The following is a 17,164-nucleotide window of genomic DNA, read 5'->3' on the forward strand; positions in this document are numbered from 1 at the left end:
TACAGCTTTTAGGTGATTTAGGTACTCTTATAGCATTGCCTGTTGCTTTGCTTTTGGGTTTTAAACGGGAAGTTATCGGTATGGCAAGTTCCATCTGCCGTGAACCTAACCTTGGAATCATTATCGACAAATACGGCTTCAACTCTCCTGAAGCTCGTGGTGTTTTGGCGATTTTCGTCATAGGATCCATTATCGGTACCCCTTATATCAGTTTCCTGTCAAGCATATGCGTTTCACTCATACCATTCCATCCTTATGCCTATGCGATGGCGTCAGGTATAGGAAGCGCAAGTATGAATGCAGCAGCATTGGTTCCATTAGTGCACATACACCCTGCAATGGCCACACAGCTTGAAGCATTTGCCGGATGCAGTAATATCCTTTCATTCTGTTTAGGAATTTACATGTGTATCTTTATTTCCTTGCCTATTGCGGAAAAACTGTATGCATGGTTATATCCGATTATAGGAAGAGGCAATGCCAGCCTTGATGATGACGGATATACACCTGATGAAGTTCATGAAGACGACGATGTAATTGACAATCTGAATATCGGCAAGCTTAAAAGATGGGGCGCATTGCTTTTCGCATTTTCATTTATTGTAGCTGTCGGAAATGTTGTGTGTTATCACACTTCATTTATCGATTCATTCATCGCAATGCTTATCATTTCCTCCATTACAATCACTGGAATGTCCCTTGAAAGGATTTTTCCGGTACATATCCCATCAATTATTTTCATAAGCATAATTGGTTTGATTGTGGCTATTCCTGGCAGCCCGACTGCCGATTTTGTGGCCCATTACGTTTCCCAAGTCGAGTTAACCACAATCTGTACTGCATTCCTCGGTTATGTAGGTATTGCAATCGGTAAGGATTGGGAAGAGTTCAAAAGGATTGGTTGGAGAGGAGTCATCGTTGCGTTAATCGTGATTACCGGAACTTACCTTGGCTCTGCAACAATTGCAAACATAACCTTATTTTTAACAGGAATGATCTAGAAATCATTCCACCCATTTCTTTTTTACATTAGTTATATCCATGCTATTTTCATCAAATCATAGACATCAGCAAAAATAATCTGCATGTCATTTCTGTATACTGTTTTTTCAAATTTGCCAACAATCTTTTAAATATAAAAAAATCCATAAAAATAAACAACAAGACGGTTTTATTAATTTAAAAACTGTTCAGATATCATATGGAGAGTAGTTAAAATGGAAAGCAAAATATCACAAGGACTGGACATGAAGTTTCCGCCGATAGTGCTAATCAAGAGCAATGAAAAACCAGTAGATGCAGTAGGTCCGAAAGACAATAAGGGAGGCTGTGTAATGAGTTTCGTTGCACAGACCATTGCAAAAAGAAAAACAACATTTTTCGGCCGTGAAAACATCACTTGCGGAGGAATAGCTTCAGGCTTCGGCTGGGGAACAGGCCTCGCCGACGAAGATGCAATAAACTTTCAAGCATCATTTCTATCATTGGGCGTCGATTCCGCTCCTGATAAAGAGGAATACCTGAAAAGACTGGAGTATCTGGCCAAACCGACACGCGAAATGTTTATGCATGGTGAAAGAATCTATTGTGACTTTGAAATCGCAAAAACCAATATCAAAAATAGGCCAATCTATGACAGCGAAGATTACGTGATTTTCAAAGGTATTGAGAACTTGAAGGATGATGAAACACCGAAATCCGTGATATTTACTGTAAATCCTATTGAATTGACTGCACTGATACAGATCAATTCATCATTCAGAACCAAAGATTCCTACATATTAACCCCTCAGGCTTCAGCCTGTCAGGCCATAGGAAATTTTGTATTTGAGCAAGGGGAAAGCGATGATCCGAAACCTATTTTAGGACCGATTGACTTTGCAGGCAGGGCTAAAATGAAACATTTCATCCCTAATGACTATATGATGTTGTCCATGCCTTGGGAACTGTTCTTGAAGCTTGAAGATGTAAGCGAAAACAGTGTTATCCAAACAGATTTTTTAAAAAGGTTTGAATGAGCTTAACTGAAATTATCGGGTTGGATGAGATTTCATTCGGCTCTTCTTTTTTTATTGCAACCCATTAACTTTACCCATTCATCATGGTGCTTGTCGTTTTTGAAGTACTTTTCAAATATTTCCTTCCTGTTTTTTAAAATCTTTTCGTACTTTTCAGGATTTTCTTCCATGAACTTGTCATGAAGCTCCAATATCACTCTATTAAGATAATCATTGAGAATTTCCTTTTCCTTGTCATTTAAAGTGTCGAAAATGTCAATGTCTTCAGGGTATTTGAACTTGAGGTTTCTGCCCTCTTCCGTCAGTTCAATTAGAAGAACCCTCTTGTCCTTTTGTGAAGGGACTTTTTTGATGAAGTTCTTCTGTTCCAATTTGTTCAGTGTTTCATTGAGAGAAGTGACGCTGATATTCAATATTTCAGACAATTCCTTGGTTGATATCTTGTCTTTTCGCTTTAGGAGAGCTATCAGTCTTCCCTGACCCTTTGTGATGCTCTTCATTTCCGGATTCTGCTTCTTGATTCTTTTATCCAGAATCTCATTAATCATGGAAAACTTGTAAAACAGCAGATGGTTGTTTGTCTTGCCAATATCATTAAATGCATTTCCATCCATCTTGCTATTCATAAGCATTCCTCCTGCTTTGGGCGTTCAAGGTATTGTAGTAGTATCCTTTCTGTTCCAAAAGCTCCTCATGGGTGCCCTGCTCGATAATGTGTCCATCATCAATGACTATTATCTTGTCCGCATCCCTGACTGTTGAAAGCCTATGTGCTATGATGAAGCTTGTCCTGTTTTTCATTAATCTATCCATAGCCTTTTGAATTATCTTTTCTGTTCTTGTATCCACTGATGAAGTTGCCTCATCCAGAATCAGTATCTGCTTGTTTGAAAGAATTGTTCTTGCAATTGTTAAAAGCTGTTTCTGTCCATGGGAAACGTTGTCCGCATCCTCATTCAGCATCATTTCATAACCTTCAGGATTTTGCATTATGAAATTGTCCGCATGAGCCTCTTTTGAAGCTGCTATGACTTCTTCTTTGGTTGCATCCAATTTTCCATAGCGGATATTGTTGAATATTGTGTCATTAAACAGCCATGTATCCTGAAGCACCATACCTACAAGAGACCTGATGCTGTGCTTATCGTATCTGTCAATGTTTACTCCATCAATCTTAATTTCACCGCTGTTCACGTCATAGAATCTCATGAGCAGCTTTACAATTGTGGTTTTTCCTGCTCCGGTTTCGCCTACAATAGCTACCTTTTCTCCCTTTTTAACATCAAATGACAAGTTTTTTATCACCAATTCATCTTCGCTGTAACCAAAACTGACATTTTCAAATGTAATGCCGTGTGTGATTTCACTGATTTGCTCCTTGGATGGGTTTTCCTCAACATCGATTTTCAAAAAGTCGAATATCCTTTCGCTTGCAGCCATTGCAGTCTGTATCATGTTCATGATTCTTGTTATCTGTTCAATTGGAGTTGTGAAGTTTTTGGAGTACTGGATAAATGCCAAAATGTCCCCGACGTTTATGGCTCTTTGAAGCACAAGAACCGCTCCAAGAACTGATATGACCACATATTGCAGGTTGGAAATGAAATGTACCAAAGGCCCGGACAGGCTTGAAAAGAACTTGGATTTCCATTCCTGCTCATACCAGTTTTCATTTTCCTCTTCAAAGATTCTCATGGATTCCTCTTCCTGGTTGAATGAACGGATGATTTCATGGCCTGTAAATGACTCCTCAATTTGTCCGTTCAGCCTGCCTCTGTATTCCAATTGCTTCAAATAATAATCCTGAGAGAACTTGGTGACTTTAATTATGATGAAAAATGCTATAGGAACCAGCACTATAGTGGTTAATGTCAGCCATAAGTTAATGGAAAGCATCATTACAGTAACGCCGACTATAGTAACGACGCCTGTCAGCAACTGGTTGAATGTCTGAACGATACCTGACTGGAGGGAATCCACATCGTTTGTAATCCTTGATAATATATCACCACGAGTATTTGTGTCCAGATTGCCCATTGATAAATGAGTGATTTTTTCAATAAGGTCCCTTCTCAGGTTATAGCTGATGTCTGTTGTTATATCAAGCAGGAGATAGCTTTGAAGATATGAAAATACTGAACTTACGACATAGAGTGCTGCAACTGCGATGAGAAGATTGATTATGAATTCCAGATTCATGTTTCCTGAGTTTATCCCATCAAATATTGCGGTTGTGGCAAATCCGATTAAAAGAGGACTTACCACTGAAAATACTGTTGATATGATTCCGCAAATGACAGTCAAAGCTATTTTCAGTTTGTATCCCATCAATAGACTTAATATGTTCTTGATAGATTTCCTTACATTTGCCGGCTTTTCAGGAGGTGCTCTTCTTGGTTTTCTTGCCATTTCATTTACCTCCTGCAGTTTTTTTAATGTAATCGGCATCTATTGTGAAATTGGATGACTCCTCATCGTCATACAGCATGTCTTTAGACTGCTCTATTTGGGAAGATACAATTTCTCTATAGATACTGCAGTTTTCATTCAGGTAATCATGAGTGCCCTTATCGATTATCTCTCCATCGTCAAGCACGATTATTTCATCGGCATCCATTATTGTGGAAATCCTTTGTGAAACGATGAGCATTGAAGAGTTTTCCTTTAAGCTTTTAATGTTTTCCTTCACTTTCGCTTCAGTATTCATGTCAAGTGCTGAAAAGCAGTCATCAAACAGGTAAAAGTCCCTCTTGGCTATTACAGACCTTGCCAGCTGAAGGCGCTGTTTCTGTCCGCCTGAGAAATTGGATGCTCCCTGTGAAACTCCATCGTCCAGGCTTTCTATGAAGTCCACTTCCGCCATTGCAAGCACTTTTTTAATCTCTTCATCGCTTGAATCCTCTTTTCCTATCTGCATGTTTGACCTTATTGTGCCTTCAAAAAGGATTGCCTTTTGAGGGGCGTAGGAAATTCTCTGCCTAAGTGATGTCAGTTTGTAGTCCTTGATGTTTCTGCCATCGACCAGGATTTCCCCTCCGGTCACATCCTGGAGACGAGGAATCAGATTTAGGATTGTTGACTTTCCGCTTCCGGTTCCTCCGATTATTGCAGTGGTCTTTCCCTTTTCCAATTTGAAATTTATGTCTTTAAGTATTTCCTTTTCACTTCCCGGAAAACTGTAGGTTACATTCCTAAATTCTATGGTAGGATCATCACATAAGCTATCGATTGGACCGTCAGTGATTGACACTTCCATGTTTATCACTTCAGCAACACGCCTTCCGGATACAAGAATCCTCGGAATCATTATCAAAAATCCACCCATCATCAGAAACGCCATTACAATCTGTGTAGCGTACTGAATGAATGCAATGATGGTTCCTGTCAAAATTTCGCCCCGGATTGCATCATATGCTCCAAAGTACAGGATAAGGACTATCATCAGGTTCAAAAGGAGTGTCATCGCAGGCAAAAGAACCAGGACTATCCTGAAAACCCTCAAGTTTACTGACCTGAAGTCCTCATTGGTTACCTCAAACCTTTCTTCCTCATAGCTTTGCCTTACGAATGCCTTGATTACAGGCATTCCTATCAGTATTTCCCTTGAAGTCTGGTTGATTTTGTCTGTAAGCTCCTGAATCTTATTGAAATAAGGCATTACGCTTATGAATATTGCAACAAACGGTATGATAACCGCCAAAAATGTCACTCCAATAATCCACAAGAGATTTGTTCCAAGCTCCATCGCCTTGATTATGCTTCCTATACCTAATATCGGGGCAAATAGTATTGTAGTGAAAAACAGTCCCAGAAAAATCTGTATCTGGTATACGTCATTGGTGTTACGTGTAATGAGGGATGCCCTTGATATCTTGTTCAGCTCAAAGTTTGAAAATTTCAAGATCTTGTCGTAGCTTATTTTCCTCAAATCCCTTCCATATGCTGCAGAAACCTTGCTTGAAAAGTATGAAAGGCCGATTGTAGCCAAAACCCCAATCAGAACCATCGCCATCATCATGGTTCCAACACTTATTATGTAGTTAAAGTCAGTGTTCTGTATTCCTATATCAACGATGTTTGCAGTGTATGCTGGCAGGGTCAAATTACAGTAAACATCAATCAAGAGGAATGCAACAATTAGAAAAAGAGAGATTATGCTCTTCTTTAAAGGGCTGAGCAGTTTTCCTATTGTTCTTAGTGTTTTAGTGAAATTCATGATTTTCCTACTTTTTTAATTTCCTAAAGGTACCTTTAGATTTTATTGTATATAATAATTATCATGTCAAAAAGGACCAAAACACTAAAGATATAATTTAAAAAAAAAGAAAAAAAGAAGGTTTAAAAACCTTATTGTAATACGAATCCACCGTTAGGGGAAATGACTTGACCGGTCAAGTATCCTGCGGTTAGGATGTATTCCAATGCGCCTGCAATCTCTTCCACTTCTCCAATGTGTCCGAGCGGAATTGTTGCTGCGAGTGCATTTAATTCGTCTTGGTTTACGCCACGTAACATGTCTGTCATAATCATACCAGGTGCAATTGCATTTACCCTTACTTTTCTTGGAGCGAATTCCAATGCAAGTGCACGGCATAAACCGATTACACCAGTTTTAGCTGCACAGTAGTCTGCTTGGTTGATAACACCAGTCAAACCACCTACAGATGCGGTACATACGATAGCAGTGTCGCGGTCTACCATGTAAGGAAGAGCCAAGTGGCACATGTGCATCATACTTACGAGGTTTGTGTTGATTACTGCTTCATACTGTTCAGGCTGCAAATCGATGAAGTTGCAGTTGTTGGTAATTCCTGCGTTGTTTACTAAAGCATCGATTTGTTCTCCAAATGCTTCAACGGCAGCTTCGACCAATTTTTTGCAGTCATCGAATTTACTTACGTCAGCTTGCACAGCAATAGCTTCCACACCATATTCTGATTTGATTTCTTCAATTAAATCTTCAGTCAATTGCTTGGATGAGTCGCTTCTGTAGTTGATTGCAACATTGTAACCAAGTTCACCTAACTTTAAAGCCATAGCTTTACCGATTCCTCTGGATCCTCCAGTAATAATTGCATTTTTTGCCATTTTTTCACCTAAATATCTTTGGTAATATTATTTTGTCAGAAGCCCTTATTAAACATTTTGAATAATATTCAGACATTATAAAAAAATGGTTGAAAATATTTAAAAATTATTAAAATATTAAAAAAATATAGAAAAATATTCAAAAAAATAGATTGGTTGATAAATAAAAAAGGTGTTAAATTGAATAAATTATATTCAATCCAACTTTTCTTTGCAGACTCTCCAAATCATTTGGGAAGCTTCATCCAAAGATTTGATGTAATTCGCTTTTCTGAAAAAATAATTTGCCTTTTTATAATCATTCAAATCGAAGTAGGTGTATGCTTTTCCTTTAAAAGCTTCGAATGAATTTTTATCCATTGATAAAACTTTATCATAGACATCTAAAGCATCATCCAAATCACCATTGAGTCTGTTCACCCTTGCAATTGCCAGCCAAACTTCAATGTCGTTTTTTATTGAAAGCGCATTGATGAACTCTTCGATGGCATCATCATACTTTTCCAGATTAACCAGTGTCTGGGCCTTGAGGACATGGGCATCGAAATTATATTCATTAATTTGAATTGCCTTATCACAAAGCTCGATTACCCTGAGGTTTGTTCCATAGAAATCTGTTAATTTATCGCAGTTCAATCTTTCCACTTTTCTTCTTGCCCTTCTTACGTAATCATCGTCACGGTCAAAATACATTTGAGTCAAACGATAATGCTTTTTAAGGTCTTCAGGAATGTCTTCTGTATTAATTACTTCGTCCTTAAATCTTGAAATATCATCAAGAACATCATCAATTTGGTCAAGAGTATCTTCACTGAACTCTTCAAGATCAATAGTGTCCAGCTGCTGTTTGAATTCGCTGGAGTCTATTTCTTCCAGAATTACTTTTGATTCTTCTCTTAAAAAATCGATTTTGTCATAAATTGACTGAACTAACGGAGATTCAAAATAAACCTTATCGCCACTTCTCTTATTGACTTTAATATATTCATCTTCCTTCATGATATCACCACAATAGCTGCTAATGATATTCATCATTGATTTTAGCTCCCCAACATCGGAAGTCGAGGATTCAATCAACATCGCATTTATTATATTATGCATTCTGCTATTTAAAGTTCATCGGAAGTGGCTAAAAAAATTACTGATTCGCCCGGACTTGCCTTTTGAATTTCAGATTGAAAATCCATATGCAGACAAATCCTATGATTGAACCTATGTTCATTCCTATTATGGCACCGAGATATACTCCGAAAACACCCATATCCAATGTGATTCCAAAAAGATAAGCAAACGCCATGCTTAAAACAAGTTCCCTTAAGACTGTAAGGCCCAATGACTTGAATCCTGAACCGACACCCTGGTAAGTATATGCTGCGGTCGCTCCAAACGAAATCAGGCAGTTGTAGAATACCAAAATCTTCAATATTTCGGCTGCTCTCCCAACCAGTGCAGTATTGCTTGCCTGGAAGTTGAATACACCACAAATCGGATTGGCGAAAACGAAAAAGACCGCACAAATCAGGAGAGTAATACCTAAACTCAGCAGCGTGGAATATTTTATGGTTTCATTGAAGTTCTCCCAGTTCCTGGCTCCATAAGCAACGCCTGAAACGGTTATCGTTGCAATCCCTATTGCCATGCAAGGCAAAAATGCAATGCATATGAATCTCCATGCAATTGTGAATGCGGCAACTTCACCAACTCCCGCCGTAACCATAATCAGGTAATTGAGAATTATCGCAACAAGGGAAAATATGATTTCTTCTGTGCCTGCAGGAAGTGAAACGACAAGAATTTCCTTGTAGATTTCCCATTTCCTTTTGTAATAGGAAAATCTGAACTTGAAGAATGTGTCCCTTTTAATGTAAATCCAATAAAGCATCAAGACAAATCCGGCAAGTGAAGCTATTACAGTTGCAAGACCCGCCCCGAAGATGCCCAGATTCAATCCATAAATAAGTATAAGGTCCAGAATCATGTTCAAAATGGCTGTCAGTATCAGCGGATTGGTTGCCCTTTTTACATCACCTTCAGCCCGGAATATGCTGGCTGTCACATTAGGTGCCAGGAACACTATATTGAGCAAAAATATGATTTGACCATAGCTTAGGCAATATGTGCTAACACTTGATGCTCCCAACAATACAATCAAATCATTTAAAAAGAAAATTCCTATAATTAAAACTATTGCTGAAACTATAACTGTTAAAATAATTGAATGGATAACTGCATTATTAGCATCTTCAATCCTGTCCGCTCCGACATACCTTGAAATGAGAGAATTTGCACCTGCACCGACACCACTTCCAAGACCAATGATGACAAGATAAAGTGGAGAGATGAAACCAAGTGCAGCGAGTGCATCCGCATTTATGCCTGCAACCCAGAAGCTGTCAATCAGATTGTTCACAAACATCAGAAGCATTGAAAATATGGTTGGAAAAGCAAGTTTGTTAATGGCCTTTCTGGGACTTCCAATAATCGATTCAATATTCTCATTGGTCTGCATAAATATTATTTTAATCTAAGTAATATTAATTAGTTAAGTATTAAAATGAACAGTAAAAAACGACACCGCATTTATATTTGGATAATTTGATGAATGAACCATCCCTTAAAATGTAGCTTTTGTTTGTGAAAACAAGGTTATCATCCACAAAGGTTCCATACAAGCTTCCATCATCCATGATTTTCCAGTTGCCATCCTCATAGAACAACTTCAAATGGCTTTTCGAAACTGTACTGTAACTATCATCTATTGAAATGACTTTCAAACCATTGATTAACTCTGAATCACAAGCCCTTCCGATTATTGCAGTCTCATCCTTACCTATTTTAAATGTTTTGCCTTTATCTATTCCATTGAAGACCGTTAAGACACATGAGTTACCATCACTTAACTTTTTATTCATTTCATATAACTTGAAAAAGGAAAGAATCTCATCTGACAGGAAATTGGCCTGTAAAAAGAAATTTTCAAATGCGTTTTCCTTCATAATGTATGACTTGACATTGCGCATACCAATCTTGTTGGGAATTTCCTTTTTAAATAGTGTCATCTCGATTAGATCGGCTTCAATAAGTATCTTCAAGTGCTGGCCCAACATCTGAGGCGTGATGTTGATGCCGTAATCGTTTAAAATTAGATTGATTTCACGGGAGTATAATGGCTCCTTGCCTTTTCCCTTCTGATGTTTTTTCAATATTTCAAGAATTGCAAATCTGATGGGATTGTTGATGGCTGCCAGCTTAGCGGACAGCAATTGACAGTTTTCATTGGAAATTTCAAGTTTAAAGTCATGATTTGAATCACCCATTGTTTAAACCCCGTTTGAAATAATGAATTTTTTTAAAGAAATTTTGAAAAATTATAAACAAAAATTAATATAAATTATGATTTAAATTGTATTTAAAATTAGTGAAAAATAAAAAAAGTAGGGATTATGTAATCCCTTGTTTAATGCTAAAATGTCAATACAAAAGTACATGGCATGTACTTGCTGTCACCTGCAAACCTTAAAGTGATGTCTGACCCTCCGCTCATGGATATTACCTCACCGGAAGTGCCTGTTGTAGTGCCCTCATCATTGGTCAATGTGACTGTTTTGATGATTTCGTGGCCCAAATTGTCAACCAAGTGAACAGGAACTTGCACACTCATAATATAAGTTGCATAAGGCATTCCATTCATGTAAGTTGTTAATGTATTGTAGCGTAAGGAACTTCTATCAATATTAAAGCGGGTTGGAATCTTAGTGGATATTGTAATTGATCCAGAAGATTTGCCAGCATTGTAATATTTGTTTGCAACAGTAGTTACGACAACTGTGTGTTTGCCTTTACTTAAAGTATTGGTTGCTATGCTTGCATAACCATTTGAATTTGTTTTAACTTTGAATATTTTAGCTGAACTGCCTGTGTATACTTTTATTTGAACTGTCCAGCCGGAAAGCGGATTTCCTGAAGCATGGTTATTGATTCTAATACCATATTTGCCGTCTTGCTTAAATGCATTAACTATGTTCGGAGCATAAATATCGACACCGGCTTTTTTAATTATGATGCTGCTTGTCTGTGCTTTGCCGGTGTGTAAATTAGTTGATGCAACACTTACAACAACCTTGTGGGTGCCGACATCTAATGTTGAAGCTGCGAATTTAGTCCAACCGGTAGATATTGTTTTAAGATATTTGGTTTGTTTGGAACTGCCAGTGTAAATGTCCACTTTAAGTTTTACTCCACCAATAGCCTTTTTGGCATTATCAGTTACTTTAATGTTGATGTATTTTCCTGATGCATAAAATGCAGTTAATGGCCTTGGGTTAAGAGTGACAGGAGTTTTATCGATTTTAATGTTAGATAATTTAGTAGTTGTAGGGAATTTGATATTAACATTGGTGGCTGACGCTTTAACAAAGTAATTGCCTGGAGTGAAAGTTTTCATAAGGTAAGTAGCAATACCTTTGGAGTTAGTTCTTACAAATGTTTTTTTACCGTTTGAAAAAGTAAGGTCAACCCTCTGATTGCTGAGTGCTTTACCTGTTCTTGTGTCAATGACTTTGAAGGTCAGTTTTTTGTTGGTAGCGTATTTTCCCGCTTGGGTTATTATGATTTTACCAGAACCCTTTGCAATGCTGAAACTTAATGTTTCCGCATTGGCTGTTAATGCTTCGGAATATGGTGAAGCTATAACAGAGTATGAACCTGCATTATACGGCACATTATAAGTGGCTTTACCATTTGACAATGTTGTTACGGTAACCTCTTTATCATTTGAAAATTTAAGCAAAACCTTTACATTAGGAACAGGATTACCTTCATCATCTGTAACTTCAACAGTAATGGTTTTTGCTTTATAGTATGTGCCTGATGCAGTAATTTTGATATTTCCCTGATATTGTTTGTCCTCAATTATCAAAGTTGCTTCATCGAATACATGCGGACTACTTGAATAATCTTTATAGTTCACTAATTTCATTGTGTATGTGCCTGGGGACAAACTTTTAGGACTTATCATATATTGATACGGATTTGACAGATAGTTCTCATAATCGTCATGATTACTTGAATAAATATTCTGGTGAATCAGATTATTAGTTCCACTATAGACATCAAAGTAAAAATCATAATACCATGACTCATCATTAGGAGATATGTCTAAAGAAATAGTCCCACCATCATAGTAATTAATTGTATATGTATCCTTTGTAAATTCAACAGAATATTGATCAGGACTAGGAGAATAACTCGCTAAAACATCATCAGAATCATCTAATGAAAGCTTATCGCTTCCTGCCCCGTCACTTGCTAAAATATCCTGATTTTCCTCATTTAGTATTTCATCACCATCATTGCTGATTATATCATCTTGCGAATCAATGGCTATCTCTTCAGAGACAACAGTGTTAATGGCCGTATCTTCAGCTGCGCTGACAGAGGATATGGCCACCATACAGATTAATAATGAAAACAATACTAAATAAGCATATTTCTTATTAAACATGTTTTACACAACCTCACTTTTAAAATAGAACTTTTGTAGGAATAAAATGAAAAATCAACTAAAGTATATTCAGTATTGGAAAATAAATATTTTTTAAAAAAATCGGATAAAAAAGAGTTCAAATCAAAATTAAACATACTATAATCTGAAAAATTCAAAAACCTAAATAATAATCCCCTGTGTTTTATGCAATTATTTAGGAATAAAATCTTCATCATATCCCTCAAAAGCGTTCATTTTTATTTTAAAATTATTAAAAAATTATAAAAATTATTTAATAATCTAAAACCACAATTTTAGGAAAAACTATTCCATATTAATTATTTTATAAAAACTAGAATATAAGTCATATAAAGCAATTGCTTTCATTAAGAAACTATGCCTAAAAAAAGAAAAAGGGAAAAGGTTTTCTATACCTTATCCAAAGCCTGATCCACATCAGCCAGAATATCTTCAATATCCTCGATTCCCACTGAAAACCTAATCAAGTCAGGAGTTACTCCAGTGGCCAATTGCTGCTCTTCAGACAATTGTGAATGAGTGGTTGATGCGGGATGGGTTACCAATGACTTTGCATCACCGATATTTGCTAAAAATGAGAGCAGCTCAACGCTTTCAATGAATTTCAAAGCGCCTTCATATCCTGCCTTAAGGCCGAATGAAACTATTCCACCATAGCCCTTTTCAGCGTATTTTTTAGCGACCTCATGGTTAGGTGAACTTTCAAGACCTGAATATGTTACCCACGCCACTTTAGGATGGGCCTCCAAGTGCTCTGCAACAGCCATTGCATTTGAAGCGTGCCTTTCGATTCTCAAACCGAGAGTTTCCAAACCTTGCAAGAGCAAGAATGAACCGAACGGAGAAGGTACTGCACCTGTATCCCTTCCGATTACTGTCCTGATTCTTGTTGTGAAGGCTGCTCCCCTGAATTCTTCAGCGAATACAAGTCCATTGTAGGTTGCATCAGGTTCGGATAATGTTGGAAACTTGCCGTTCATCCAGTCAAAGTCACCCTTTTCAATGATGATTCCTCCAAGGGTGGTTCCGTGTCCACCAATATATTTGGTTGCAGATGATGCAATGATGTCAGCACCATGGTCAAACGGCCTTACAGACCCTATACCTACGGTATTGTCTGCAATCAATGGAATTCCATGGGAATGTGCAATTTGGGCCAGCACATCAAAATCTGGAATGTCCAGTTTAGGGTTTCCTATTGATTCTACATAAATTGCCCTTGTCCTATCGTCAATGGCCTCTTCGAACAGTTCAGGAGACTGTGAGTCCACAAAAGTGACGGTACGTCCCAGCTCTTCCAAAGTATTTTCAAATAGCTCATATGTTCCACCATATAAGTTATCTGCTGAAACAATGTTGTCTCCCACTTGAGTTATGTTGATGATTGCATAAAATATGGCCGCCATTCCTGAAGCGGTTGCATATGCTGCTGTTCCACCTTCAATAGCTGCCATCCTTTTTTCAAATGCCTCTGTTGTAGGGTTTGTCAGTCTTGTATAAATGTTTCCCCCTTCCTTTAGAGCGAATCTGTCTGCAGCCTGCTTTGAAGATTCGAATACATAAGAAGTTGTTTGATAAATCGGAGTTACTCTTGAGCCAGTTTCATCCACTTCTTCCTGGCCCGCATGCACCCCAATTGTTGAGATGTTCTTTTTGTTTTTAATTTCATACGCCATAATAATCAATTAATAGATTTGTGAAATTAGATATTAAAGTATTTTTATTTACTGTATAAAATGGTTAGATGTTGAAAAAAAAGAAAAATGTATGGTGATTGGCTTTTGTTTAGTTTAAATGAATTTGAAAAATGCAAAATCAAAATATTCCCTATCAAGACCTAAAATCCAAAGAGGTCCTGTGCATCTAGCATCACATCAACGATGGAAACCTCAAATGGACAGCGCTCGTCGCAGTCTCCGCATGCAATGCAGTTGGTTGCATTGAATTTCAAATTGTTGTAATGCTCCTGAATGCTTGGCGGAACTTCATCATGATTTTTTGCAAGGTCAAATAATTTGTTAACCATTGCAATATCGATTCCTGACCTGCATGGCTGACAATGGCCGCAATAGGTACATTGGCCTTTGAATGAATGTTTTGGAGCATTCTTCAATACATCTGCATAATCCTTTTCCTCTTCGGTTGCAGTGCAATACTTCAATGATTCCTCAAGCTCCTGTGGATTTTTTACTCCTACGAATATGCTTGAAACACCCTTTTGGGATAATGCATAGTGAATGCACTGGACGGGAGTTAATGCTACACCAAATGGGGATGTTTCATCAGAAAGCAGATTGCCCCCTGCAAATCCTTTCATCACTGTCAATGCTGTTCCGTTTTTCTCGCAAAACTCATAGATTTCAGCCCTTTGGGGATTCAGGCTTGACAAGTCATTGTCATATGCGCCTTCCTTCCTGTATTCCTCAATGTCATCCATTGCGCCGAACATGTCAAATGCAGGGTTTATTGAAAACATCAGAAGTTCGATTTCCGGATTTTCAGCGGCCAAAAGACCAATGTCCGGATTGTGGGTGCTTAATCCTATGTGAGCTATTGTCCCGTCATCCTTAAGCTTGCGGACATACTCTATGAAAGGGCCGTTCATTATCTCGTCATAGTCCTCAATCTGGTCGACATAGTGAATCATTCCGAAATCGAGAGTGTCGATTTGAAACCTTTCCATGAAATCCTCAAAGGCAGGAATTACCTTATCCATCTCACGGGTCCTTACGTATTGTCCGTTCTGCCAGGTTGATCCGATATGGCCCTGGATAACCCAGTTGTCACGATTGTCCTTTATGGCATTTCCTAAATGGGAGCGCACATCCGGTTCGCTCATCCAGCAGTCTACAAAATTAATGCCGTTATCTTCACAGGCCCTAATCAATTCTTCAGTATCCTCATAAGGCCTTTCAACTAGAAATTCCGCTCCGAAAGCTATTTCTGAAACTTCAATGCCAGTCTTTCCCAATTTCCTATATTCCATTTGATTCCCTCAATTAATACTTTATTCAACCAAAGTTAAAAATTTTAATGCCAAATAACAGTTATATGTATTCAAAGCCAAATAATTAATAAAGGTGAAAATAATGAACATTGCAATACTTGGAGCAAGCGGAAGATTTGGAAGGGCGTTTACTGCCAAACTGCTTACAAATCCCAATTATCAGTTAACTGTAATATCGAGAACCGTTAGAAACATTTTTGAAGACAGCCACAGGGTCACCGCTAAAAACGTTGATTGCACAAATCTAAAGGATTTGAAAGGAGCTCTTGAAAATCAAGACATCGTATACTGTGCCGTTTCAGGAAGCGATTTGCCTGTAATCGCCAGAAACCTGTGTGAAATCAATCCAAAAAGAGTCATCTTCATGAACGTTGTGGGAATCTACAATGAACTCAGCGAAGGAAACGGCGATGAATATAATGTGAAAAACGAAAAGGAACAGATTCCAAACAGGAACTCTGCCGAAATTCTTGAGGACAGTGCCCTCGACTATACAATATTGAGATGCGGATATATGATTCCCGGCGAAGAGGACGACTATGTAATAACCAAAAAAGGGGAAACCCCAAAAGGATACATTTCCACGCTCCAGTCCATTGAAAAGATATCAATTGACATAATCGAAAATCCAGAATTATATTCCCGCGAAAGCATTAGCGTTACAAAAGATATGAGTTAAATGTATACAGAAGAATTCATTTTAGAGGAAATCAACTCCATAAGGGAAGAGATAGGCCATGATAAGGTAAATATCTTTATCGAGGAACTTTACTTCAGCGAAAAAACCAATGAACTATGGATCATAACAGAAGACCGTCCTGACAAATCAGCGATTATTGGAAAAGGGGGATGGGTAGTTGGAAAACTCAAGGAAAGATTGGGCCTTGAAAGCATTCATGTGGAATCCTATGGTGATTTTTTAAACAAGGAGTACAAGCTGAAGCTGTCTAAAAAAACCATCAATAGCCTGAATTCCGATTTGACCGGAGTGAAAAACCTTGAAAAAGTCATTGACGATAAGCTTGAAAACATATACAGCTTTGATTTTGACAGCTATTTTGAGGAAAATGAATTCGAGGAATCAGAAAATACGGAAGCTGTCGTTGCGCTTTCAGGCGGTGTCGACAGCAACTTTTCACTAATTTTGGCCAAAAGATTAGGTTTCAATCCCGTGGCCGTTACAGTTGATCCTGGAACAATAATTCTTCCGAAGCAATTCAAAGGCAATATCAAAACTGTTACAGAATCATTGGATGTTCATCATGAATACATTGAAGCTGATTATTCCGAAATAATTAGGGAATCATTCACAGGAAAGGTTCATCCATGCGGAAGATGCTCCAAAAACACTTCCGAACTTATCAAGGAATATGCAAAAACAAAAGAAATCCCAATAATTATATTTGGTGATATGCTAGCAACCGGAAGCCAATGCATAAATCAGCAGGACGATTCACTATATCGATTGAACATTCCAGCAAGTTTAAGTGTCGGCAAGCAAGAGATAAAATCCTTAATCAGAAACTA

14 protein-coding genes are annotated in these 17,164 nt (G+C 37.8%); 4 read left to right on the forward strand and 10 right to left on the reverse strand.

The features are described from left to right. Together Q0W26_RS08020 and Q0W26_RS08025 are read left to right on the forward strand one after the other, a co-directional pair. On the forward strand, positions 1 to 1,001 hold a 1,001-nt coding region (locus tag Q0W26_RS08020), incomplete at its 5' end, for a DUF3100 domain-containing protein (protein ID WP_298523761.1). 216 nt (positions 1,002 to 1,217) lie between these two features. Continuing rightward, positions 1,218 to 2,018 carry a DUF169 domain-containing protein gene (locus tag Q0W26_RS08025; protein ID WP_298523762.1) on the forward strand — a complete coding sequence of 267 codons (801 nt, stop codon included), beginning with the start codon at positions 1,218 to 1,220 and terminating at the stop codon, positions 2,016 to 2,018. A gap of 32 nt (positions 2,019 to 2,050) precedes the next feature. On the opposite strand, the gene Q0W26_RS08030 is transcribed toward Q0W26_RS08025, so the two are convergent. The 10 genes from Q0W26_RS08030 to Q0W26_RS08075 all read right to left on the reverse strand — a co-directional run bounded on the left by Q0W26_RS08030 (position 2,051) and on the right by Q0W26_RS08075 (position 15,616). Then, entirely contained in the window at positions 2,051 to 2,644 is a 594-nt protein-coding gene (locus Q0W26_RS08030; protein ID WP_298523763.1) for a MarR family winged helix-turn-helix transcriptional regulator, read from the reverse strand. After that, positions 2,637 to 4,427 carry an ABC transporter ATP-binding protein gene (locus Q0W26_RS08035; protein ID WP_298523764.1) on the reverse strand — a complete coding sequence of 597 codons (1,791 nt, stop codon included), beginning with the start codon at positions 4,425 to 4,427 and terminating at the stop codon, positions 2,637 to 2,639. Before Q0W26_RS08035 ends, Q0W26_RS08030 begins: the two co-directional genes overlap by 8 nt. A gap of 1 nt (position 4,428) precedes the next feature. Further along, a complete protein-coding gene (locus Q0W26_RS08040; RefSeq protein WP_298523765.1) occupies positions 4,429 to 6,234 on the reverse strand; it encodes an ABC transporter ATP-binding protein in 1,806 nt (601 codons plus the stop codon). A 131-nt stretch (positions 6,235 to 6,365) separates the two neighbouring features. Next, positions 6,366 to 7,106 (reverse strand): SDR family NAD(P)-dependent oxidoreductase, encoded by a 741-nt coding sequence (locus Q0W26_RS08045; RefSeq protein WP_297824456.1) that lies wholly within the window; start codon positions 7,104 to 7,106, stop codon positions 6,366 to 6,368. Between the two features lie 195 nt (positions 7,107 to 7,301). Next, a complete protein-coding gene (locus Q0W26_RS08050) occupies positions 7,302 to 8,105 on the reverse strand; it encodes a tetratricopeptide repeat protein (protein WP_298523766.1) in 804 nt (267 codons plus the stop codon). Between the two features lie 139 nt (positions 8,106 to 8,244). After that, positions 8,245 to 9,615: an MATE family efflux transporter gene (locus Q0W26_RS08055; RefSeq protein WP_298523768.1), complete on the reverse strand. Its 1,371-nt coding sequence runs from the start codon at positions 9,613 to 9,615 to the stop codon at positions 8,245 to 8,247. 40 nt (positions 9,616 to 9,655) lie between these two features. Continuing rightward, a complete protein-coding gene (locus Q0W26_RS08060; protein WP_298523770.1) occupies positions 9,656 to 10,423 on the reverse strand; it encodes an FHA domain-containing protein in 768 nt (255 codons plus the stop codon). Between the two features lie 146 nt (positions 10,424 to 10,569). Further along, a complete protein-coding gene (locus Q0W26_RS08065) occupies positions 10,570 to 12,609 on the reverse strand; it encodes a collagen binding domain-containing protein (RefSeq protein ID WP_298523772.1) in 2,040 nt (679 codons plus the stop codon). A gap of 410 nt (positions 12,610 to 13,019) precedes the next feature. Next, complete coding sequence (locus Q0W26_RS08070) at positions 13,020 to 14,306, reverse strand: O-acetylhomoserine aminocarboxypropyltransferase/cysteine synthase family protein (protein ID WP_298523774.1); 1,287 nt, start codon at positions 14,304 to 14,306, stop codon at positions 13,020 to 13,022. A 161-nt stretch (positions 14,307 to 14,467) separates the two neighbouring features. Further along, on the reverse strand, positions 14,468 to 15,616 hold the full coding sequence (locus tag Q0W26_RS08075; RefSeq protein ID WP_298523776.1) for an aldo/keto reductase: 1,149 nt from the start codon (positions 15,614 to 15,616) through the stop codon (positions 14,468 to 14,470). Positions 15,617 to 15,719: 103 nt separating this feature from the next. Here Q0W26_RS08075 and Q0W26_RS08080 point away from each other — a divergent pair, with 103 nt between their 5' ends. Further along, complete coding sequence (locus tag Q0W26_RS08080; protein ID WP_298523778.1) at positions 15,720 to 16,316, forward strand: NAD(P)H-binding protein; 597 nt, start codon at positions 15,720 to 15,722, stop codon at positions 16,314 to 16,316. Further along, positions 16,317 to 17,164: 7-cyano-7-deazaguanine synthase (locus Q0W26_RS08085; RefSeq protein ID WP_298523780.1), on the forward strand; the 848-nt coding region annotated here is incomplete at its 3' end. It abuts the gene before it with no gap.

The organism is uncultured Methanobrevibacter sp., from assembly GCF_947169325.1.
In the GTDB taxonomy this organism is placed as follows: Archaea; Methanobacteriota; Methanobacteria; order Methanobacteriales; family Methanobacteriaceae; genus Methanocatella.

Coding starts and splice junctions, on each gene's coding strand:
- Q0W26_RS08025 (WP_298523762.1), top strand. CDS start 1,218: ATGGAAAGCAAAATATCACAAGGACTGGACATGAAGTTTCCGCCGATA.
- Q0W26_RS08030 (WP_298523763.1), bottom strand. CDS start 2,644: ATGAATAGCAAGATGGATGGAAATGCATTTAATGATATTGGCAAGACA.
- Q0W26_RS08035 (WP_298523764.1), bottom strand. CDS start 4,427: ATGGCAAGAAAACCAAGAAGAGCACCTCCTGAAAAGCCGGCAAATGTA.
- Q0W26_RS08040 (WP_298523765.1), bottom strand. CDS start 6,234: ATGAATTTCACTAAAACACTAAGAACAATAGGAAAACTGCTCAGCCCT.
- Q0W26_RS08045 (WP_297824456.1), bottom strand. CDS start 7,106: ATGGCAAAAAATGCAATTATTACTGGAGGATCCAGAGGAATCGGTAAA.
- Q0W26_RS08050 (WP_298523766.1), bottom strand. CDS start 8,105: ATGAAGGAAGATGAATATATTAAAGTCAATAAGAGAAGTGGCGATAAG.
- Q0W26_RS08055 (WP_298523768.1), bottom strand. CDS start 9,615: ATGCAGACCAATGAGAATATTGAATCGATTATTGGAAGTCCCAGAAAG.
- Q0W26_RS08060 (WP_298523770.1), bottom strand. CDS start 10,423: ATGGGTGATTCAAATCATGACTTTAAACTTGAAATTTCCAATGAAAAC.
- Q0W26_RS08065 (WP_298523772.1), bottom strand. CDS start 12,609: ATGTTTAATAAGAAATATGCTTATTTAGTATTGTTTTCATTATTAATC.
- Q0W26_RS08070 (WP_298523774.1), bottom strand. CDS start 14,306: ATGGCGTATGAAATTAAAAACAAAAAGAACATCTCAACAATTGGGGTG.
- Q0W26_RS08075 (WP_298523776.1), bottom strand. CDS start 15,616: ATGGAATATAGGAAATTGGGAAAGACTGGCATTGAAGTTTCAGAAATA.
- Q0W26_RS08080 (WP_298523778.1), top strand. CDS start 15,720: ATGAACATTGCAATACTTGGAGCAAGCGGAAGATTTGGAAGGGCGTTT.